At 64.8% G+C, this 20,561-nt stretch carries 19 protein-coding genes; 17 read left to right on the forward strand and 2 right to left on the reverse strand.

Annotated features, from left to right (window positions below; translation table 11 throughout):
• The first annotated feature begins 76 nt into the window (after nucleotides 1-76).
• A complete protein-coding gene (locus Q1A53_RS06030) occupies nucleotides 77-976 on the forward strand; it encodes a LysR family transcriptional regulator (protein WP_299964044.1) in 900 nt (299 codons plus the stop codon).
• Nucleotides 977-994: 18 nt separating this feature from the next.
• Here Q1A53_RS06030 and Q1A53_RS06035 read toward each other — a convergent pair whose 3' ends face one another.
• Complete coding sequence (locus Q1A53_RS06035; protein ID WP_299964046.1) at nucleotides 995-2,017, reverse strand: LacI family DNA-binding transcriptional regulator; 1,023 nt, start codon at nucleotides 2,015-2,017, stop codon at nucleotides 995-997.
• A 136-nt stretch (nucleotides 2,018-2,153) separates the two neighbouring features.
• On the opposite strand from Q1A53_RS06035, the gene Q1A53_RS06040 reads away from it, so the two are divergent.
• The 16 genes from Q1A53_RS06040 (at nucleotide 2,154) to Q1A53_RS06115 (ending at nucleotide 19,061) form a co-directional block, all read left to right on the forward strand.
• Nucleotides 2,154-3,233, forward strand: a complete 1,080-nt coding sequence (locus tag Q1A53_RS06040; protein WP_299964048.1) for a sugar ABC transporter substrate-binding protein — start codon at nucleotides 2,154-2,156, stop codon at nucleotides 3,231-3,233.
• Between the two features lie 69 nt (nucleotides 3,234-3,302).
• Nucleotides 3,303-4,820 (forward strand): sugar ABC transporter ATP-binding protein, encoded by a 1,518-nt coding sequence (locus Q1A53_RS06045; RefSeq protein WP_299964051.1) that lies wholly within the window; start codon nucleotides 3,303-3,305, stop codon nucleotides 4,818-4,820.
• On the forward strand, nucleotides 4,813-5,775 hold the full coding sequence (locus tag Q1A53_RS06050; protein WP_299964053.1) for an ABC transporter permease: 963 nt from the start codon (nucleotides 4,813-4,815) through the stop codon (nucleotides 5,773-5,775). The genes Q1A53_RS06045 and Q1A53_RS06050 overlap by 8 nt, the downstream gene beginning before the upstream one ends.
• Nucleotides 5,775-6,719, forward strand: a complete 945-nt coding sequence (locus Q1A53_RS06055) for an ABC transporter permease (RefSeq protein WP_299964468.1) — start codon at nucleotides 5,775-5,777, stop codon at nucleotides 6,717-6,719. The genes Q1A53_RS06050 and Q1A53_RS06055 overlap by 1 nt, the downstream gene beginning before the upstream one ends.
• A complete protein-coding gene (locus Q1A53_RS06060) occupies nucleotides 6,716-7,672 on the forward strand; it encodes an SMP-30/gluconolactonase/LRE family protein (RefSeq protein WP_299964055.1) in 957 nt (318 codons plus the stop codon). The genes Q1A53_RS06055 and Q1A53_RS06060 overlap by 4 nt, the downstream gene beginning before the upstream one ends.
• Nucleotides 7,669-8,568 (forward strand): L-threonate dehydrogenase, encoded by a 900-nt coding sequence (gene ltnD, locus Q1A53_RS06065; protein ID WP_299964057.1) that lies wholly within the window; start codon nucleotides 7,669-7,671, stop codon nucleotides 8,566-8,568. Before Q1A53_RS06060 ends, ltnD begins: the two co-directional genes overlap by 4 nt.
• The gene (gene otnK / locus Q1A53_RS06070) at nucleotides 8,565-9,797 is read left to right on the forward strand and encodes a 3-oxo-tetronate kinase (RefSeq protein WP_299964059.1); all 1,233 of its coding nucleotides are present in this window, start codon (nucleotides 8,565-8,567) and stop codon (nucleotides 9,795-9,797) included. Before ltnD ends, otnK begins: the two co-directional genes overlap by 4 nt.
• Entirely contained in the window at nucleotides 9,794-10,441 is a 648-nt protein-coding gene (locus Q1A53_RS06075) for an aldolase (protein ID WP_299964061.1), read from the forward strand. Before otnK ends, Q1A53_RS06075 begins: the two co-directional genes overlap by 4 nt.
• Nucleotides 10,438-11,184, forward strand: coding sequence for a TIM barrel protein (locus tag Q1A53_RS06080; RefSeq protein WP_299964062.1), 747 nt, complete (start codon nucleotides 10,438-10,440; stop codon nucleotides 11,182-11,184). The genes Q1A53_RS06075 and Q1A53_RS06080 overlap by 4 nt, the downstream gene beginning before the upstream one ends.
• A gap of 317 nt (nucleotides 11,185-11,501) precedes the next feature.
• A complete protein-coding gene (locus Q1A53_RS06085; RefSeq protein ID WP_299964063.1) occupies nucleotides 11,502-12,332 on the forward strand; it encodes an FAD binding domain-containing protein in 831 nt (276 codons plus the stop codon).
• The gene (locus tag Q1A53_RS06090; RefSeq protein ID WP_299964065.1) at nucleotides 12,329-15,067 is read left to right on the forward strand and encodes a molybdopterin cofactor-binding domain-containing protein; all 2,739 of its coding nucleotides are present in this window, start codon (nucleotides 12,329-12,331) and stop codon (nucleotides 15,065-15,067) included. Before Q1A53_RS06085 ends, Q1A53_RS06090 begins: the two co-directional genes overlap by 4 nt.
• A complete protein-coding gene (locus Q1A53_RS06095) occupies nucleotides 15,064-16,551 on the forward strand; it encodes a 6-hydroxynicotinate reductase (RefSeq protein ID WP_299964067.1) in 1,488 nt (495 codons plus the stop codon). The genes Q1A53_RS06090 and Q1A53_RS06095 overlap by 4 nt, the downstream gene beginning before the upstream one ends.
• On the forward strand, nucleotides 16,548-17,417 hold the full coding sequence (locus Q1A53_RS06100; RefSeq protein ID WP_299964069.1) for a UPF0280 family protein: 870 nt from the start codon (nucleotides 16,548-16,550) through the stop codon (nucleotides 17,415-17,417). Before Q1A53_RS06095 ends, Q1A53_RS06100 begins: the two co-directional genes overlap by 4 nt.
• Complete coding sequence (locus Q1A53_RS06105) at nucleotides 17,410-17,991, forward strand: amino acid synthesis family protein (protein ID WP_299964071.1); 582 nt, start codon at nucleotides 17,410-17,412, stop codon at nucleotides 17,989-17,991. The genes Q1A53_RS06100 and Q1A53_RS06105 overlap by 8 nt, the downstream gene beginning before the upstream one ends.
• On the forward strand, nucleotides 17,988-18,572 hold the full coding sequence (locus tag Q1A53_RS06110) for an amino acid synthesis family protein (RefSeq protein WP_299964073.1): 585 nt from the start codon (nucleotides 17,988-17,990) through the stop codon (nucleotides 18,570-18,572). Before Q1A53_RS06105 ends, Q1A53_RS06110 begins: the two co-directional genes overlap by 4 nt.
• A gap of 45 nt (nucleotides 18,573-18,617) precedes the next feature.
• Nucleotides 18,618-19,061, forward strand: a complete 444-nt coding sequence (locus Q1A53_RS06115; protein ID WP_299964075.1) for a MarR family winged helix-turn-helix transcriptional regulator — start codon at nucleotides 18,618-18,620, stop codon at nucleotides 19,059-19,061.
• A gap of 21 nt (nucleotides 19,062-19,082) precedes the next feature.
• On the opposite strand, the gene Q1A53_RS06120 is transcribed toward Q1A53_RS06115, so the two are convergent.
• Nucleotides 19,083-20,246, reverse strand: coding sequence for an amidohydrolase family protein (locus Q1A53_RS06120; RefSeq protein ID WP_299964077.1), 1,164 nt, complete (start codon nucleotides 20,244-20,246; stop codon nucleotides 19,083-19,085).
• Nucleotides 20,247-20,561: the final 315 nt, after the last annotated feature.

Genomic DNA, 20,561 nt, shown 5'->3' on the forward strand with positions numbered 1-20,561 from the left:
ATCTGGGCGAGCCCATAAAAACAGTGCTTTTTCCTATGGCTGCTCATACAGTTGCTTTGAGTGGAGGGGAAAACCCATGCATCTGCACTGGCTTGATGACGTTCTGGTTCTGCTGGAAGAAGGCAACCTGTCGCGGGCTGCCGCCCGTCGCAACATCACGCAGCCCGCGTTTTCGCGGCGGATCCGGGGGTTTGAGGACTGGCTGGGCGTGACGGTTCTGGACAGGGGCAAGAACCGGGTCGGGATCATCGAGGCCCTGAGCTCGAACGAGGGGGAGATCCGCGCCCTGATCCGGCGGCTGCAGGAGCTGCGCACAAGGATCGCGCAGTTCGACGCCCACCGGACCAGCCTGGGGATTGCCGCACAGCACGCGGCCACCTGTTCGACCTTTCCTGACATGGCCTTGCGGGCCAGATCGGCCTTTCCCGGGCTCCAGTTCCGGATCCGCGCCGGCAACCTCAACGATTGTGTGTCGATGTTTCTGCGCGGCGATGTGGCCATGCTGCTGTGCTACGAGGCCGAGAGCACGGGCATGCTGCGGTTCGGGCCGGACATTCAGCGGGGCGTCTGGGGCAACGATTACCTGATCCCGGTGGTCGGTGGCGCACTGCGCTACACGGTGCGCGACAGCGGCGAGATCGCCGCCGATACCCCCGCGGTGGTCTATCCCGATGACAGCTATTTCGGTCAGGTCCTGCGCAAGAACGACCGCGGGTTCAACGCAGCGGATGCAGGCGGCACCCCGCTGAGCGTGACCGCCTTTTCCAGCGGTACGCGGGAGTTGGTACTCAAGGGCCTCGGGGTCGGCTGGCTGCCCTTCAGCATGATCTACAAGGAGGTGGAAAACGGCACCTTGATCTCGCTTGCCAACCGCTACGGCCGCGAACCGCTGGAGGTGGTGATCTACGCCGACACCAAGAACGACACCGCCTGCGCGCTGATGGACCTGTGGGCGCGCGACGCCGCGAGCGTCTGACCGCGGCTCAAACGCCCTCTAGGTGGTGTCGCCGATCCGCAGCGTCGCGGGCAGTTCGATCTTGCGCGGGCCGGAGCTGTCATCGGCGGTCATCAGCCATTCCGCCGCCGCTTTTCCAATGTCAAAGCGCGGCGTGACGGTCGTGGTGATCAGCTTCGGCAATGCCGACAGAAAGCCCAGCCCGTTGAACCCCGCAAGCGCCACCTCATCCGGCATGGCAATGCCTTCTGCCAGACAATGCATCAGCCCTCCCGCGGCCAGATCATCGTTGGCGTAATAGATTGCCCGCGGTGCATCCCGGTGCTGCAGCACCTTCTGTGTCATGGCCCGGCCCACATCCATGGCAGAGGCGCCTTGCGATGTTTCGGCCACCACCAGCTGCGCACCGGCCTGCTGAATAATGCGCCTGAAGGCCTTGAGCCGCTTGGTCGCACGCAGATCGAGCCCACCCTGACTGCCCACGTAGGCAAAGGTCCGGTAGCCCCGCTCGATCAGGTGTCTGGCCATATCTTCGCCGGCCTTGACGTGGGAGAAGCCAAAGCACGCGGACATGGGCGCGCCGTCCGTATCCATGATCTCCGCCACCCGCACGCCGGTCTGCGCGATGATCCGTTGCAGCGGGTCGGTATGTTCCAGACCTGCGAGAATCAGGCCGCGCGGGCGCCAGGACAACAGGTCGAAAACCAGATCTTCCTCCGCGTCCAGCGAGTATTCGGAGACGCCGAAGACAGGCCGCAGCCCGCTTTCGCCCAAGGTCGCGTTGATCCCGGACAGCACTTCGGTAAAGACGCGGTTCTGCAATGTGGGCACCACCACGCCCACGATGGGATTGTCGTAAGTGGCATTGCCGCCCGCCAGCCTGTTATGCACATAGCCGATGGCACGGGCTGCTCTAACCACCTCTTTTCGCACGTCTTTCGAGATATAGCCCGTCCCGCGCATGACCCGGGAAACGGTCATCTGGCTCACCCCGGCCCGCTGCGCCACATCGTGCATCGTCGGTTGTATCCTGTCCGCCTGGGCGGAGCGCCGTTTCACCATGTGGGGGCTTCTTTCATCTATGTGCTTGACGCATGTTTACGTAAACATCTACCGTAGGCGCAATGTGTTTACGTAAACATGCGCAGCACAGAAAACGCACAGACGTGACGGCGGTCTCACCGCCCAGGGAGGAATTATGAAGAAACTGCTTTTGAGCGCGGCGATTGTCACCGCATCCGCGAGCGTTGCTGGCGCCGATACCCACCGGCCGGAATGCTTTGCACCGGCCCCCGGCACATCCAGCATTTCCTATGACGCCAAGGAAGGGCCGTTCAAGTTGGCCTTCGTGAACGGATTTGCCGGCAACGACTGGCGCATTCAGGCGATCCAGTCGGCCAAGGCCTGGGCGGCCCGTCCGGAGAATGCAGGCAAGATCGACGAATTCACCGTCGTATCGGTCGGCAACGACAGTGCGGCGCAGATCGCCGCCATCGATAACTTCATCGCGGCTGGCTACGACGCGATCACCTTCATCGCCGTGAACCCCACCGCGTTTGAGCCGGTTATCCGCCGGGCGGAGCGCGCGGGCACCGTTCTCATTCCCTTCGACAACGTTCTGGATACGGACAAGGTCGTGCAGATCAACGAAAGCCAAAAGGATCTGGGCGCACTGAAAGCGCAGACCGTGATGGACATTCTCGGCGGCGAGGCTGACAAGATCCTGATGGTCAACGGCCTGCCCGGTAACGCCACCGACCGTGACCGCCGCCTCGGGATGATGAGCGTCCTCGAAGGGGTCGAAGGCCTTGAGATCGTCGAAGTGGTCGGCAACTGGGACACCGGCACCAGCCAGAAAGTCGTTGCCGATGCGCTCGCCACCCACGGTGAGTTCGATGCCGTGGTGTCGCAGCACGGCTCTGCCGGTTCGATCAACGCCATGCAATCCGCAGGTCACCCCATCGTACCCATGGGCGTGGACGGGGAGAACGGTGTCCGCATGCTGATGGACGAACTGGACATCCCCGGCGTCTCTGCAAGCCAAGCGCCCGCCATGTCGGCGGTGGCACTCGAAGCAGCTGTGGCCCTGCTCGAAGGCAATACGCTGCCGCAGACCGTCTTTCTGCCCATTCCGCAGGTAAAGGCCGAGGCGCTGGAGGCGGGGGTGAACTACTTCCCAGATCTGCCCAAGTCCTTCAACACCGGGACGGGATACGAGGAGTGTTTCGCCCCCTTCACCCCCGAAGAGTTGCTGGGCCAGTCGCCCGACAACACCTGAGGCAAAGGCACCGCACAGCGGCGGCATGATCCCCACAACATGCCGCCGCACGCGATACGGGTGATCCCTATGGCAGACAGCCCTTCCCCCTTGCTGGAGATGCAGGACATCTCCATGCACTTCGGCGCGACCAAGGCGCTGGACGGTGTTGATTTCACCTGTAACGCGGGCGAGGTTCACGCGGTGCTGGGTGAGAATGGTGCCGGAAAGTCCACACTGATGAAGCTCATCGCGGGCGTTCTGCAGCCAACCTATGGTCAGCTGCGCGTCGAGGGGCGGGACGTCTTTCTGGGCTCGCCTAAGGCGGCGCTGGATCATGGGCTGGTCTGCATGTTCCAGGAACTGTCGCTGGTGCCCGATCTGACAGTGCGCGAGAACCTGCTGCTCGGCGCGCCGGGCGCGGGCCTCGGCTGGCTCAGGGGTCAGGGTCTGGACAAGGCTCGGGCGGTGCTGACCCGCATCGGCGGTACCGACATCCGACTGGGCGCGCGCGTCGAGGATCTGACCCTGCCCCAACGTCAGCAGGTGGAAATCGCCAAGGCGATCATGAAAAAACCCCGTCTCCTGATCCTGGATGAAGCGACCTCGGCGCTCAGCGCCTCCGTGGTGGAAAGCGTCTTTGACCTTGTCCGTGAGGAGCGCGACAGCGGCACGGCGGTGCTCTTCATCTCACACCGGTTTCACGAGATCGAAGCGCTGGCAGATCGCGTGTCGGTGTTTCGCAATGGCCAGCGTGTCGCAACCTTCATGAAAGGCGATCACGACTACGGCGCGATCATCAACATGATGGTCGGTCAGAAGATCGAAGAACTGTTCCCTGAAAAACAACCCGGCGCCCATCAGAGCGATATAGTTCTCGACGTTCGCAACTTCAGCTGGGAGGATCAGGTCAAAGACGTCTCTCTCACGGTGCGGCGCGGGCAGATTGTGGGCCTCGGCGGGCTCGACGGACAGGGACAGGGAACCTTCCTGATGGGGCTGGTCGGGCTGCTGCGCAAGACCCAAGGCACCACCGCTATCGCCGGAGAACCCAGCGAGATCACCAGCCCTAAATCCGCCAAGCACCGCGACATCGGCCTGGCCTACATCCCCGAAGACCGCAAGACCGAAGGCCTGATCCTCGATCAGAGCATTCAGGAGAACCTCGAACTTGCGGCACTCGGTCGCGCGGATCTGGATGCGGGCGATCCCACACTCTATGCCGGGTCGCTGGAGCAGCTGGCGCTGAAACACGGCGGGCTTGAGCTGCCAGTGTCGTCGCTATCGGGTGGCAACCAGCAAAAAGTGGTTCTGGCCAAGTGGCTGGCGCTCGGGCCGCGCTGCCTGTTGCTGGCGGATCCGACGCGCGGCATCGACGTCAAAACCAAGACACAGATCTACACGATCCTGCGTCAGCTCGCCGATCAGGGCACCGCAATCCTGTTGCTCAGCACGGACTACGAAGAGCTGATCCAACTGTGCGATGAGACGCACATCTTCTTCGAAGGTCGGATCGCCGCATCGCTCAGCGGCGATGACCTGACACCGCAGAACATCATCGCGGCAACCCTCAATGTCTCCGCCATACCGCAGGCCGCCCATGCTTGACTATCTCAGATCCAACCGCCGCGAAGTGATCGCGGGCGTGGTGCTGATCGCCCTGCTGGCGAGCTATCTGGGCACGCATCCGCGCGGTGCCTCCACCTATGTCCTGACGATCTGGGCCAACCAGTGCCTGATCCTCGGGTTGGCCGCCTGCGCCCAGTTCTTCGCCGTGGTCGTGCGGGGGATAGACCTGTCGGTCGGCGCGGTCATGGCGCTGACCAATTGCGTGGCCTCCTATGTGCTGGACGGCTCCGGCATCGGCATGGCCTTTGGCATGCTCGCGGTGGTCGGCGCAGGCGCGCTCTGCGGTCTGCTCAACGGGCTGATCATCGTCTACGGGCGCATTCAGCCCATTGTCGTCACGCTGGCCACCGCCTCCGTCTTCGTTGGCGCAGCCCTGCTGCTGCGCCCCACACCGGGCGGCGCGGTGAACTACGATCTGGCAGACGCCATCACGCTGGACGTCCTCGGCATCCCAACCGCGCTGATCATCACGGGCGTTGCGGTGCTGGGGTTCTGGCTGCCGTTCCGGCGCACCGGTCTTGGCCTGGGGCTCTACGCCCTTGGCTCGTCCGAGCAGGCGGCCTTTCAGTCGGGCATCAACACCCGGCTCGTGCGTCTGGCCGCCTTTACGCTGGCGGGGCTCTTCGGCGGGCTGGCGGGCCTCTTCTACAGCTTTGTGACCACCACGGGCGACGCAGGCATCGCGTCAGGGTTCACGCTCAATTCCATCGCCGCTGTGGTCCTGGGCGGGGTATTGCTGCGCGGCGGCGTGGGCTCGCTGATCGGTGCGCTCGCAGGGGCGTTCATCCTCAAGACCATCGCCTCGCTGATGTTCTTCTCCGGCATCCCGTCGCTGGCCCAACCGCTGTTCGAGGGGATGATCCTCGCAACCGCCATCGCCATCGGCGGCGCCGACATGCTGCGCGCCCGCAACAAGCTGGAGGTCTTTTCGTGATGGGTCGCGCTCTCTCCATCGACAGTCTGATGCCCTACTTCGGGGTGGTGCTGCTGATCATCGCGGGCAGCTTTCTCTTTCCGCAGGTGCTGAGCGCGGACTACCTGACGCAGCAGCTGCAAATCGCGGCCTTCCTGGGGCTGCTCGCCACTGGCGCCACGGTTGTCATCCTGCTGGGACATATTGATCTGTCGGTGCCCTGGGTGCTGACCGGTGCCGCGATCCTCTCCACCGCACTGGTGGGCTCCGGCAACCCGGTGCTGAGCGCGCTGGCCGTACCGGCAGCGCTGGCATTCGGCGCGTTGATCGGGGTGATCAACGGCATCGGCGTGGCCATCCTGCGCATTCCGTCCATGGTCTGGACACTGGCGGTGAACTCCATGCTGCTGGGTCTGGCGGTGCTGAATACCGGCGGGTTCAACCCGCGCGGCGAATCCAGCGCGCTGATGATCACCATGGCGTCAGGCGATCTGCTGGGCCTGCCCGTCAGCTTTCTGATCTGGATCGCGGTCTCCGCAGCCCTCGCCTATTTCCTGACCCGCACGCCCTTTGGCCGCTACCTGCGCGCCATCGGGTTCAACGAAAAGGCCACTTTCCTGTCGGGCGTCTCCACGCCCTCGGTCGTGTTCGCGGCCTTCGCCATCGCGGGCATGTGCTCTGCCTTGGGCGGTGTGCTGCTGGCGGGATACGCAAACCAGGCCTACCAAAGTATGGGCGATCCGTTCCTTCTGCCCACCATCGCTGCGGTCGTGATCGGCGGCACGTCGATCCTCGGCGGGCGCGGCGGGCTTTTTGGCACCATTGGCGGTGCGCTCTTTATCACGCTGCTGACTTCGATCCTGTCGGTCATGCAGATTGACGACGCCTGGCGTAACATCATCTTTGGGGTCATCATCCTCGCGATGCTGTTGTTCCAGACCTTGCGCAAGGGGGCCGCCCCATGACTGCCGCTCATTTCATCACCGTTGATCCGCAGTTCGAGGCTTTTGTCGACACGACCCGCCCACCCGAGCAGATTGCCGATGGCTGCGTCTGGACCGAAGGGCCCGTGTGGCTGGACGGTCAGCTGTTCTTCAATGACATCCCCAACAAGCGGATGATGCGCTGGACCGAAGCCGACGGCGTTCAGGTGGCACTCGCCAACAGTGAGTTTGCCAACGGCAATACGCTCGATCTGACCGGTCAGATGGTCTCCTGTGAGCATGGCGGGCGGCGCGTGATCCGGCGGCGCGACCCGCGCGATCCGCAGACGGTCGAGGTGATCGCCGAGCACTATGAGGGAGGGCGTCTGAACTCTCCCAATGATGTGGTGGTGCGCTCGGACGGTTCGGTGTGGTTCACGGATCCGCCCTACGGCATCAACTCCGATATCGAAGGTTACCCGGCCGAGAGCGAGCAGCGGGGATGTTTCGTCTACTGTGCAACGCTGGATGGTAGCCTGCATGCGGTGGCAACTGATTTCGACAAGCCCAACGGACTTGCGTTTTCCCCGGATGAACGGCGTCTCTACGTCGCCGATTCCGGTGCCATCAAGGGTGCGAGCTTTCCCGGCATCGACTATGATCTGCCCCACCATATCCGCGTTTTCGACGTGGATGGGATCACGCTGTCGAACCCGCGGGTCTTTGCCGTCATCGCCCCCGGCGTGCCGGATGGGTTCCGGGTTGATCACGAGGGGTTCGTCTGGACCTCCGCGCTCGACGGGATCCACTGCCTGTCGCCCCAGGGTGCGCTGATCGGAAAGATCTGGCTGCCGCAGCAAACCTCCAATATCTGTTTCGGGGGCGATACCGGCCAGACGATGTTCATCACCTCCTCGGACAAGGTCTACCGGGTCAACAGCACCCGGCGCGATGCGTCACATGTTCTGAGAGATCCCGGAAGGAAACCGATATGAAAACCACTGTAGCGGTCTTTGGCCTGGGCTCGATGGGCTACGGCATGGCCCAGTCCTGCCTGCGCGCGGGTCTCGATGTCTACGGCTTCGACGTCGCGGCTGAGCCTGTCGCGCGGTTCGCAGCAGACGGCGGCAAGACCGGCCCCCTTGCGGAGGTGGCGCCGACGCTCGGTGCAGCCGTTGTGGTCGTGCTGAACGCAGCACAGGTGGAAAGCGTGCTCTTTGGCTCGGACGGCATCGTGCCGCATCTGCAGGCAGGCACGGTCGTCCTGGCCTGCGCCACTGTCCCGCCGGAGTTTGCCAGGGACATGGCCGCCCGCTGTGCTGCGGCAGGTGTGCTTTACCTAGACGCGCCCATTTCCGGTGGCTCCGTCAAGGCGGCGGAGGGCAGGTTGAGCATCATGGCCTCCGGCAGCGCGGAGGCTTTCGCCGCTGCCGAAACCATCCTGAATGCCACCTCAGAGACTGTCTTTCGCCTGGGCGATGCGGCGGGCGCGGGCTCCGCCATGAAGGCGGTGAACCAGTTGCTGGCCGGTGTCCACATCGCCACCATGGCCGAAGCCCTGACGTTCGGCGTGACGCAAGGCATTGCGCCCGAGACCTTTGTCAATGTCATCACCAGATGCGCAGGCACCTCCTGGATGCTGGAGAACCGCGCGCCGCATATCGTGGCGGGGGACTACACACCCCACAGCCAGGTCACCATTTGGCCCAAGGATCTGGGCATCGTGCTGGAAACGGCCAAGGCCTCCGGCTTTCAGGCGCCCATCACGGAAACAGCGCTCGCCCAATACATGCGCGCGGTGGACATGGGGCTGGGGGGCGAGGATGACGCGGCGGTGGCCAAGGTCTATGCCGAGCAGGCGGGCGTCTCCCTGCCCGAGGGCACATCATGAAGCTCGGCTGTATCGGCGACGATTTCACAGGCTCCAGCGATCTGGCCAATACGCTGGCCAAACAGGGCATGCGCGTGGTGCAATATAGCGGCATCCCCTCTCAACCGGCGGCCGCGGATGTGGAGGCGGGCGTTGTCTCGCTCAAGTCCCGCTCCATCAACCCCGCCGACGCGGTAGCACAGTCACTGGAGGCGCTGGCGTGGCTCAGGGCGCAGGGCTGCACACAGTTCTTTTTCAAATACTGCTCCACCTTCGATTCCACACCCGCGGGCAACATCGGCCCGGTTGCGGATGCGCTGGCAGAGGCGCTTGGCGCGGACAGGGTGATCGTCTGCCCCGCCTTTCCGGGCACGGGGCGGTCGGTCTATCAGGGGCATCTGTTTGTAAACGACACGCTGCTCAATGAAAGCGGGATGGAGAACCACCCGCTGACGCCCATGACAGACGCGGATCTACGGCGGTGGATAAGCTATCAGAGCAAGCACGAAATCGGCCATGTACCCGCGCAGACGGTCTTTGCCGGGTCGGACGCCATTGCCGCCGCTCTGGACGCACAGCACGCCGCGGGCAAGACACATATCGTCGTGGATGCCATTCGCGACGAAGATCTGATGCAGATCGGGGCCGCCGCAAAGAACCTTGCGTTGATCACCGGCGGCTCCGGTATCGCGCTTGGCCTGCCCGCGAATTTCGGCTGCAGCCCGCAGACGCCCGACTGGCGGGAACAGCCGGGTCCGGCGCTGGCACTCTCCGGCTCCTGCTCCACCGCGACGCGCGGTCAGGTCGCCCGGCACGCCGCATCCCATCCGGCCCGCGAGCTCTCCGCCGCAGAGATCATCGAGGCGCGCGTCACCCCGGCAGAGGTGCTCGACTGGGCGATGGCGGCAGGCGGCGTGCCACTTGTCTACAGTTCCGCCGACCCGGACGTGGTGAAATCCGTTCAGGACCGCTTTGGCCGCGAGACCGCCGCAGCCGCGATCGAGACGTTCTTTGCTGATCTCGCCCGTCTCGCAACCGCCGCAGGCGTCACCCGGATCATCACCGCAGGCGGCGAAACCTCCGGCGCGGTGGTGGAAGCGCTGGATCTTGAGGAGCTGATCATCGGGCCCGAGATCGACCCGGGCGTGCCCGCCCTGCGCGCTGGCGCAGAGCTGGTCGTGGCACTCAAATCCGGCAACTTCGGAGCAGAGGATTTCTTTGAAAAAGCAGCCCGGGTTCTGGGCGGATGAGCGAGGCGAAGCTGCGCGAAAGCATCTGCCTGCTGGCGCGCTCGCTCTATGACCGGGGGCTGACCCACGGCTCCACCGGCAATATCTCCTCGCGGACGGAGGACGGCGGGCTGCTGGTCTCGCCCACGGGGACCAGCTTTGGCCGTCTGGATCCCGCACGGCTCAGCCGGTTCGACGCCGAAGGCCGGTTGATCAACGGCGACCCGCCCACCAAGGAGATGCCGCTTCATTCAGCGTTTTACGATACGCGCAGCACGGCGGGCGCGGTCGTGCACCTGCATTCCTGCCACTCGGTTGCGCTGTCCCTGCTCCCCGACAATGACGAGGACAGCTTTCTGCCGCCGCTGACACCCTATGCGGTGATGCAGCTGGGCCGGGTCAAGCTACTGCCCTTCTTCGTTCCGGGCGATCCCGCGATGGGGGATGCGGTGCGCGGGCTGGCGGGCAAACGGGCGGCGGTGATGCTCGCCAATCACGGCCCCGTGGTTGCGGGAAAAACAATCGAGGCCGCCTGCAATGCCATCGAAGAGCTGGAGGCCACCGCGCGGCTCGCGTTGATGATGCGCGGTCTCCCGGCTCAGGCGCTGTCACCGGCGCAGATCTCTCAGGTGGTGACGAAATTTGATGTGGAGTGGGATACATGACCCGATTTTCAGCCAACCTGGGCTTTTTGTGGAACGACCGACCGCTGCCCGAGGCGATCCGGGCCGCGCATGCCGCAGGTTTCGCCGCCGTAGAATGTCACTGGCCCTACGCAACACCCGCCGAGGAGGTCCGCGCCACGCTGGAGGCCACGGGCCTGCCCATGCTCGGGCTCAACACCCTGCGCGGCAAGCCGGGCGAAAACGGGCTCGCCGCCCTTCCCGGGCGCGAGGCCGAAGCGCGCGCGGCGATAGATCAGGCCATCGACTATGCGAATGCGACGGACACTGGCGCGATCCACGTCATGGCCGGTTTTGCCCAGGGTGAAGAGGCGCGGCATTGCTTTGAAGCGAACCTTGCCTATGCCGCAGAGCGCACGGAGCGGATGATCCTGATAGAGCCGCTCAATCGCCACGACGCCCCTGGATACTTCCTGCAGACCACCGATCAGGCCCGCGAGATCATCGGCACCGTCGACGCGCCCAATCTCAAGCTGATGTTCGATTGCTATCACGTTGGCCGGACCGAAGGCGACGTGATGACCCGGCTCAGCGATCTGCTGTCGGTGATCGGCCATATCCAGTTTGCCGCGGTGCCCGACCGCGGTGTGCCGGACCATGGCGAGCTGAACTACGCCGAGATATTCGCCCACATCGCGACGCTCGGATGGGACACGCCGCTTGGTGCGGAGTTCAAGCCCGCTGCGCCCGAGGACATCACCGGTTGGATTGCCTCCGTCACGTGACGCCGAACCGGCACGCCGACCAGTAATAATCTTTGCAGCTTTGCCGGTGTCGCGCAGGACACCTCAGCATTGCCTCCTCAGAGGCAATGCCCAACCGCACGACCCTATCCGAGACACAGTAGAACGCACCGCCACAGCGCAGCAGCCAATACCGCTGTCACCCGACCGGTTTCGGCTCTTTGCTCAACAATCTGGCGCTGGTCGAGCTGATCTAAAAATCACCCGGAGCGGACCGCCCGTGCCGCACCAAGAAGTGTTGACAGAAAATTAAATTCGCTCATATCATTCGTATACAAACAAAACTGGCCGGAGGACGTGTGAGCTTTTACAGACCTGATCATTTGTCCGATGCGCTGGAGATCGCCGCGCAGGGCCCCGGGAAGATCGTCGCAGGCGGGACCGACCTCTACCCCTCCGCCAAGCAGGGTCAGCGACCGGAGTTTTATCTGGACATCACGGCCGTTCAGGAACTGCGCAGGGTCCGTTTCACGCAAACAGGGACGCATATCGGTGCTGGTGTGACGTGGAGCGCGCTGGTCGCTGCCGACCTGCCGCCCGCCTTCGACGCGCTGAAAGCGGCGGCGCTGGAGATCGGCAGCGTGCAGATCCAGAACGCAGGCACCGTTGTCGGCAATCTCTGCAACGCCTCGCCCGCCGCAGACGGTGTACCCGCGCTGCTGGCGCTCGATGCGGCGGTGGAAATCCTCAGCACCGCGCGGGGGACCCGCATCGTCCCGCTTGATCGCTTCATCACCAATGTCCGGCAGACGGATCTGGCCGGGGACGAAATCGTCACCGGAATCCGGATCCCGCCACAACCCGGCAACATGCGGTCCGCCTTTGAGAAGCTGGGCAGCCGTCGCTATCTGGTGATCTCGATCTGCATGACGGCGGCGAACATCGCCTGCGATGATCAGGGCTGCATCGAGGAGGCGCGCATCGCCGTAGGCGCATGTTCCCCGGTCGCGCAGCGGTTGAGCACGCTGGAAGGGCGCCTGATCGGGCAGCGGCCCGCCGACATCGAGGTCACGCCCGAGGACCTGGCCCCGCTCTGCCCCATCAACGACGTGCGCGGCAGCGCTGCCTACCGGATGGATGTGGTCGCAGAACAGGTGGCGCGCGCCGTGCGAAAGGCAGCAGTGTCATGAACAAGCAGTTTGACCACGCCGCCGCGCTGTCGTTCCGCTTGAACGATACCACCGTCTCGGCCGCGCCCTATCCCGGCCAGCGGCTCTCTGATCTGCTGCGCGAGGGCCTCGGCTCGCGCGACGTCAAAGTCGGCTGCGATGCCGGTGACTGCGGCGCCTGCACGGTACTCCTTGATGGCGACCCCGTCTGCGCGTGCCTGACGCCAGCGCATCAGGTGCAGGGCCGGAGGGTGGAAACGCTTGCCGGTCTTTACGAAAGCGACGCGCAGGCACAGGCCTTGGCCCAACGCTTCCTGGATCATGGTGCTGCGCAATGCGGCATCTGTACGCCCGGCATGATCGTCTCCGCCGTGGCCTTGCTGCGCCGCGATCCGTCACCGGCTGACGACGACGTCAAGACCGCTCTGGGCGGTGTGCTCTGCCGCTGTACCGGATACCGCAAGATCATCGATGCGGTGATCAATGCACCGGGGACGGCTCAGAGTGGCGACGGCACAGTCGGCAGCTCCGTCCCCCATCTCGATGGCATGCCCAAGGTCACAGGCGCCATGGCTTACGGCGATGACATCGCACCGCAGGGTTGTCTTGAGATCCTGGTGATCCGGTCGCCCTTCGCCCGCGCGTCCTTTGTTCTGGGAGACATGGACAGCCTCACGGACCAACCGGGTGTCGCTGCGGTTCTGACGGCGGCTGACATCCCCGGCCAGAACGCCTTTGGTGTGATCCCGCAGTTCATAGACCAGCCCGTCTTTGCCGAAGGCAAGGTGCGTTTTCGCGGGGAAGCCGTGGCGGCCATCGTGGCGGAGCCTGCGTTTCTGGCGGCGTTCGATCCGAAGCGGTTTCCCGTGACCTGGACCGAGCTGCCCGCGTCGTCGGATGTCACCGCCGCACAGCAGGAAGGCGCGCCCGAGCTTCACCCGGGACGCACGCACAACGTGATGTGCGGTGGTTTCGTCAGCCGCGGCGATCCGCAGACAACGCTGGCACGGGCCGCGGTCACCGTCGAAGGCCGTTTTCAGAGCGGCTTTGTGGAGCATGGCTATATCGAGCCCGAAGCAGGCTTTGCCGAAATGACAGGGGGGCGTCTGGTGCTGCATGCCTGCACCCAGGCGCCCGTCATGGACCTGGAGGGGTTGGCGGGCATCCTCGCCATGGACCGCTCCGAGATCCGGGTCGTTCCCACGGCGGTCGGCGGCGGCTTTGGCTCCAAGCTGGATCTGACGGTGCAACCCTACCTCGCGCTCGGCGCGCTCAAGACGGGTCGACCGGTGCGCATGCGCTATTCGCGCACGGAATCGATGCAAAGCTCCACCAAGCGCCACCCCTCCGACATCACGCTGAGGATCGGCGCCGATGCGCAGGGGCGGATCTGTGGTTTCGACTTCCACGGCACCTTCGACACCGGCGCCTACGCCAGCTGGGGACCGACCGTTGCCAACCGGGTGCCGGTGCATGCGTCCGGGCCCTACAAGGTGGCGGACTACCGGGCGGCATCCAAAGGCGTGCATACAAACAACCCGCCCGCGGGCGCCTTTCGCGGCTTTGGCGTGCCGCAATCAGCCATCGCACAGGAGAGCCTGTTTGACGAACTGGCGGAGAAACTGGGCATGGACGCGCTGGAATTCCGCATCCTCAACGCGCTGGAGAATGGCGCGCCCACGGTCTGCGGTCAGGTCTTCGATCAGGGGGTGGGGATCAAACCCTGCCTTGAGGCCCTGCGCCCCGCCTGGGCGGCAGAGCGGGCGGCTGCTGCGGCCTTCAACGACAGCAACGGGGTGCGCAGGCGGGGCGTCGGCGTGGCGGGTGGCTGGTACGGCTGCGGCAATACCTCGCTGCCCAATCCCTCGACCATCAAGTCCGGCATCCGCGCCGACGGCACCATCGTGCTGCATCAGGGTGCGGTGGACATCGGGCAAGGATCGAACACCGTGATCACCCAGATCTTTGCCGAGGCACTCGGCGTGCCGGTGGGCGCGATCACGCGGGTCGGCGGCGATACAGATGTCACCCCGGACGCGGGCAAGACCTCCGCCTCGCGCCAGACCTATGTGTCGGGCAATGCCGCGCGGCTCTCGGGGGAAGCACTCCGAGCACAGATCCTGGAGAAGATCAACGTCGGCATCGACGCCCGCCTGACAATCGACGGGCCTGAGATCACCGCTGAGGATAGCGCCGGGCTCCACACGCTGAGCCTCGCGGGCCTCGCCGCGGATGAAGACGGTTTCGTGCTGCACGCCTGCGAAAGCTACGACCCCCCAACCAAACCGCTCGACGCGCAAGGTCAGGGCGCGCCCTACGCGCAGTTCGGCTACGCCGCGCATCTGGCGGTGGTGGAGGTCGATACCGCCATGGGCACGGTCACGCCCGTGAAATTCGTGGCCGCCCATGACGTGGGCAAAGCCATCAACCCCATGCTCGTCGAAGGGCAGGTGCACGGCGGCATCGCCCAGGGCCTCGGCATGGCGCTGATGGAGGAATACTTGCCCGGGCGGACCGAGAACCTGCACGACTACCTGATCCCCACCATCGGGGACATTCCGCCGATCGAGACGATCATCATAGAGGAGCCCGACGCCCACGGACCGCACGGCGCCAAGGGTCTGGGCGAGCATGTGCTGATCCCGACGGCTCCCGCGCTGCTCAACGCCATCAAGGCAGCGACCGGCGTGCGCCACCGCCAAGTGCCCGCAACCCCTGCCCGGGTGCGCACCGAAATTCTGAAGGCGCAGCCGTGAAAGACGACATCAAACCCGAAAAGATCCGCTGCGACGCCTGCCCCGTCATGTGCTACATCGCCGAGGGGAAATCAGGGGCCTGTGACCGCTACGCCAATCACGCAGGGGAACTCATCCGGCTCGACCCGCTGACCATCATCGAAGGCGGGCAGCAGCAGGTCGTCCCCTTCCTGCCCGGCGGCGGGACCGACAATTGGGACGGCGACATCATCAAGGGCAGCCGCCCCTTCGTGACCGCGGTGGGGGCCGGTACCACCTATCCGGACTATAAACCCGCCCCCTTTATCGTCAGCCAGGACATCGACGGCGTGGATATGGTGACGGTCGTGACCGAAGGGATCTTCAGCTACTGCGGCGTCAAGGTAAAGATCGACACGGACCGGCACATCGGCCACGAACGCGACGTGGTCCGCGTGGAGGGTGAGCCCATCGGCCACGTCATGACGTCTGAGTACGGCTCCAAGATGCTGTCGCTGGGCGGGGTCGAACATCTGACCGGCGGGTCCAAGAAAGAGGGTCGCGTCACCTGCGACGCGCTCATGCGGCTCTGCAACCGGGAGCCTGTCACCATGGTGATCGGCGAAGAGGACGCGCACCCGACCGAAGTGGTTTTGGAAGCAGGCAAACCGCCCATCATCAACGGCGTGACCGAGCGGCTGATGCGCGTGGGCTGCGGCTCCGCCACCATCGGGATGTTTCCCAAGAAATGGCTGGGCCACGCGGATGAGGTGGTCGTGGTCGATGACCATATCACTGGTGTCCTGTCGGAACATGAGACCGGCAAGCAGCTCGATGTCCCCCCCACGGGTATCAAGATCATCGGGCGACGCTCGACGCCAGGGCGCTATTTTCAGGTGGCTAACCCCGGCACCGGCTGGGGCGGCACGGATATCGAGGATCCGCTGACCATTCTGGGACCCTTCAACCCAAAGATCGCGTGGGAAGGTCTGCGCCTGCTGATGGTCTCCACCACCGGCGAGCAATACGCCTATTTCGAGCTGGACACGGATCTCACGCCCCAGCCGCACCCCGTGCCGGAGGCATTGCGCGCCTCGGCTGATCTGATCGCCGAGAACTGCGAGCCGTCGGTCTGTTCGGTGCTCTTCATGGCGGGGGCGGGCGGCAGCTTGCGGGCGGGCGTGACGGAAAACCCCGTGCGGCTCACCCGGTCGGTCAAGGACAGCCTGACCCATGTCTCCTGCGGTGGGGCGGATGCCTATGTCTGGCCCGGCGGCGGCATCACCGTCATGGTCGATGTGCTGGACATGCCCACGCAATCCTTTGGCTACGTGCCCACGCCTGCGCTGGTCGCCCCCATCGAATTCACCCTGCGCGCCAGCGACTACCGGACGCTGGGCGGGCATGTGGATCAGATCAAGTCGGTGGATCAGATCAATCAGGCCGAAGCGCGCAAGGTCGCGCGCAACGAGCGCGATCACGATCCGGTGGCGCAGGGCAATTTCCGCTGGGCCCGGAAACCGTGAACCACACGGGCCCCACCGCGAATATACTGCCCTGCGGGCAGCGGCTGCACCTGCAGCACGGGCCCATTGATTTGGTGATCGGCGCCGATGGCCAGCGGCAACGCGCCTTTGAGGCCGCCGTGGCCCGGTTTTCAACCGTGCTGGCCGAGCTGGTCGAAGAGCTGCCCGCGCTCCGCACCCCGCTCGGCGCGCGCACGCCGCGACCCACTGGGGAGGTCGCGCGCCGGATGCACGCCGCCGCCCTGCCCTTCCGGCCCTCGGGGTTCCTGACCCGCATGGCCGCGGTGGCGGGCGCGGTCGCGGATGAGATCCTGGCCGCCATGTGTGCGGCAGCGGTGCTCGAGCGTGCCTATGTGAACAACGGCGGGGACATCGCCTTGCATCTGACCGGTGCCGCCACCTTCACCACGGCGATGACCGATCACCGCGGCCAGATGCTGGGCCGGATCACCCTGACGGCCCGCGACGGTGTCGGCGGGATCGCCACCAGCGGCCGCCACGGGCGCAGCCACTCCTTGGGCATCGCCGACAGCGTGACCGTGCTGGCCCGGACCGCCGCGACCGCCGATGTGGCCGCGACCCTCGTTGCCAATGCGGTCGATCTGCCCGGGCACCCCGCCATCACCCGCCGCGCCGCCTCCGCTCTGGACGAAAACGCTGACCTCGGTGACCGGCCTGTCGTCACAGGCTGCGGCGCGCTTGCGGCACCCGACTGCCACTGCGCCCTCGCCCGCGGCAAGGACCGTGCCGCGGGTTTCACCAAAGCCCCCCTGATCCACAGCGCGGCACTGTTTCTTCAGGAGCACGCCTGTGTCACTGATCACAACGCCTTCGCGCTGCACCACCCCGAGGATGCCTATGCCTGAGCCAACGATCCGAAAAACCGCCTATTCCGTGGAAGAGATCTTTCACGAAGGCGGTCCTGCACCCGCCCAGAGCCTCAAACGCGCCTCCGGTATGGCGGTGATCGAGAACCCCTTTGCCGGGCGGTACGAGCCCGACATTGCGTGGTTCATGGAGGATCTCAAACCGCTCGGCCTGCAGATCGCGCAAAAGCTGGCGGATCTGCTCGGCGGCGCGGCCAACGTCCAAGGCTACGGCAAGGGCGCGCTCGTGGGTGAGGCAGGAGAGCTTGAGCACGGCGCGCTCTGGCACGTGCCGGGCGGCTACGCCATGCGCGAACTGCTCGACAATTCCAACGCGATTGTGCCCTCCACCAAGAAGGTCTGCGGCCCGGGGGGGCGGCTCGACGTGCCCCTCACCCATATCAACGCCTCCTACGTGCGCAGCCATTTCGACGCCATGGAAGTGGGGCTGAGCGACGCCCCCCGCGCCCGTGAAATGGCCCTCGTTCTGGTCATGAGCACCGGCGCACGCATCCACGACCGCGTCGGCGGGCTGGCGGCAAAGGACATCGTTGGAAAGGACGGGCTGAGATGAGTGCCAAGATCCGGAAAATCGCCGTCACCATCGAGGAAACCCACATCGAGATGGGCAAGCCGATCGACCCCGCCACCCGCAAGGCCGTCGCGGTGGCGGTCATCGAAAACCCCTTTGCGGGCAACTATCAAGAGGATCTGTCAGACCTGATGGAGATTGGCGCAGAACTGGGCGCGCTGCTCGGCAAAAAATGCGTGGAGGCCCTGGGCATCTCCCCGGATCAGGCGGAAAGCTACGGCAAATCAGCGATGGTCGGCGAGAACGGCGAGCTGGAACACGCGGCTGCCATCCTCCACCCCAAGCTGGGCGCACCGCTGCGCGCCGAGGTTGAGCGGGGCGCGGCCCTCGTCCCCTCGTCGAAAAAGATAGGCAGCCCGGGTCAGGTACTCGACGTACCGCTGGGCCACAAGGACGCCGCCTACGTGCGCAGCCACTTTGACGGGATCGAGGTACAGCTGAACGACGCACCCCGCGCGGGCGAGATCATGGTGGCCGTCGCGGTGACGGACAGCGGCAGGCCCCTGCCCCGCGTCGGTGGTCTGACCCATGACGCAGCCGAAGGCAACGACGGGCTGAGGTAGGCTTTGGCCCTTGTTCACACGCCTGCCTTGGCGGTAGGAACGGCTATGGATGCCTCGGACGCGGATGCGGCAAAACTCTCTGACTACCGGCTGGATGAACAGGTCGGCTATTTGCTGCGGCTTGCCAACCAGCGACACGCAACGATTTTCCAGCGGCTGATCTCGGAGGAGCTGACCCCCACCCAGTTCTCGACCCTGATCCGCGTGGCAGAGCAGGGGCAGGTCTCGCAGAACCATCTGGGGCGGCTCGCGGCGATGGATGTGGCAACCACCAAGGGCGTGGTGGACAGGCTCAAGGCAAAAGGGCTGATCGTCGCGCACCCCGACCCCAACGACAAACGCCGCTCCAATATCTCGCTGTCAGCCAGCGGGGCCAGGATGGTCGACGTGCTCGTGCGGGACGGTCAGGACATCACGCAGGAGACGCTCAAACCCCTGACGCAGGCAGAGCGTAACCGGCTGCTGGAGCTGCTGCAGAAACTCAGCTGACGCGGTGACACGGGCGACGGCTCACGTGATCCGCTCGGGAAACCGGTTCGCGGGCGGCGTGTTGCGGGAGCGTTCGGTGCGCACGATCCCGTCGATGATCGTCATGCCGACACCCGGCAGATTACCCTGTGCCACGCTCTCCAGCATCGTCTTGCCGGGGGAGTGCTGCGCCTGATCCAGCAGCACGAAATCCGCACTATACCCCTTTTCGATCAGACCCACATCGAGACCACGCTGACGGGCGGTATTGCCGTTGCCAAAGCAAAAGGCCTGCTCCGCCGGAACATTGCCAAAGGCCGACAGCATCGCGATCATCCGCAGGATCCCCAAGGGCTGCACCCCCGATCCCGCCGGGCCATCCGTCCCGAGTATCACCTGATCGAGCTTACCGAGCTCCCGCGCGGTATTGACCGTCAGCACCGCCGCGCGCTCGTTGCCGTTGTGCACGATCTCAAAGGCCGACTGGCAGGTCTCGCACAGGCAGATGATCTGATCGTCCGGCAAGGCGGAATGCCCGCCGTTGATATGACCGATCACATCCGTCCCCGTCTCGATCACCATATCCGCATCAATGAGCCCCGATCCGGGGATCGACGGACCGCCCGTATGGATCGTCGATTGCATCCCGTATTTGCGCGCCCAGCTGACCATCTGCCCTGCGGTCTTGCCGTCCTTGACGGTGCCCAGACCCACCTCACCCAGATACCTGACGCCCGCCCGCGCCATTTCGGCAAAGTCCTCCTCCACCATGCCCTGTTCGATCACCGGCGCACCTGCATGCACCTTGACCCCCGAGGGGCGAAAGTTCTCGTACCAGCGCTGCGCGGCAATCGACATCGCCTTGAGACCGACGATGTCCTTGGGCCTGCCCGGCATATGCACCTCCCCGGCAGAGATCATCGTGGTGACCCCACCGTGCAAGGTGCTGTCGATCCAGTGCAACTGCTGCTGCCGGGGGGTGTAGTCACCGACCACGGGGTGCACATGGCTGTCGATCAACCCCGGTGCCAGCGTGACACCCTTGGCATCCACCTGCTCGGTTGCACCCTCACAATCCAGATCCCGTTCGGCCCCCCAGTCATGGATGCGCCCGTCGATGGCCACGAGGCAATCCCCGTCAAAGATCGGATCCTCGAACTTGCCGGACAGGATCTGACCGATGTTGCGAATGACCAGCTTGCTCATGGTACGCCCCCAAAATTTGTTCGTATGCAAATGTAAAAGCGCCCCACCTGTCAAGCTGGAATGGCGGGATCCGCCACGAGCGGTAACGCTCGGATCGTCGGGCAACGCGTGCCGGCATCGCCCCGACCAAAACACCAACGGCAGATCCGTCGTCCCGCGGCGACCATGCTGACAACGACAGGGCGAAACCCGCTCGCCAGCGACGGCCTGCTACCAAGCGGGCAGCCACGTCCCCCGGACGCCAACCAGCCGCTCAACCGCACCGAATAGGACAGCATCTCCAAGGCCCTGGGCCCAGATCCCCCTTGAACACCT

It is taken from the genome of uncultured Roseobacter sp. (genome assembly GCF_947496515.1).
Classification (GTDB): domain Bacteria; phylum Pseudomonadota; class Alphaproteobacteria; order Rhodobacterales; family Rhodobacteraceae; genus Roseobacter.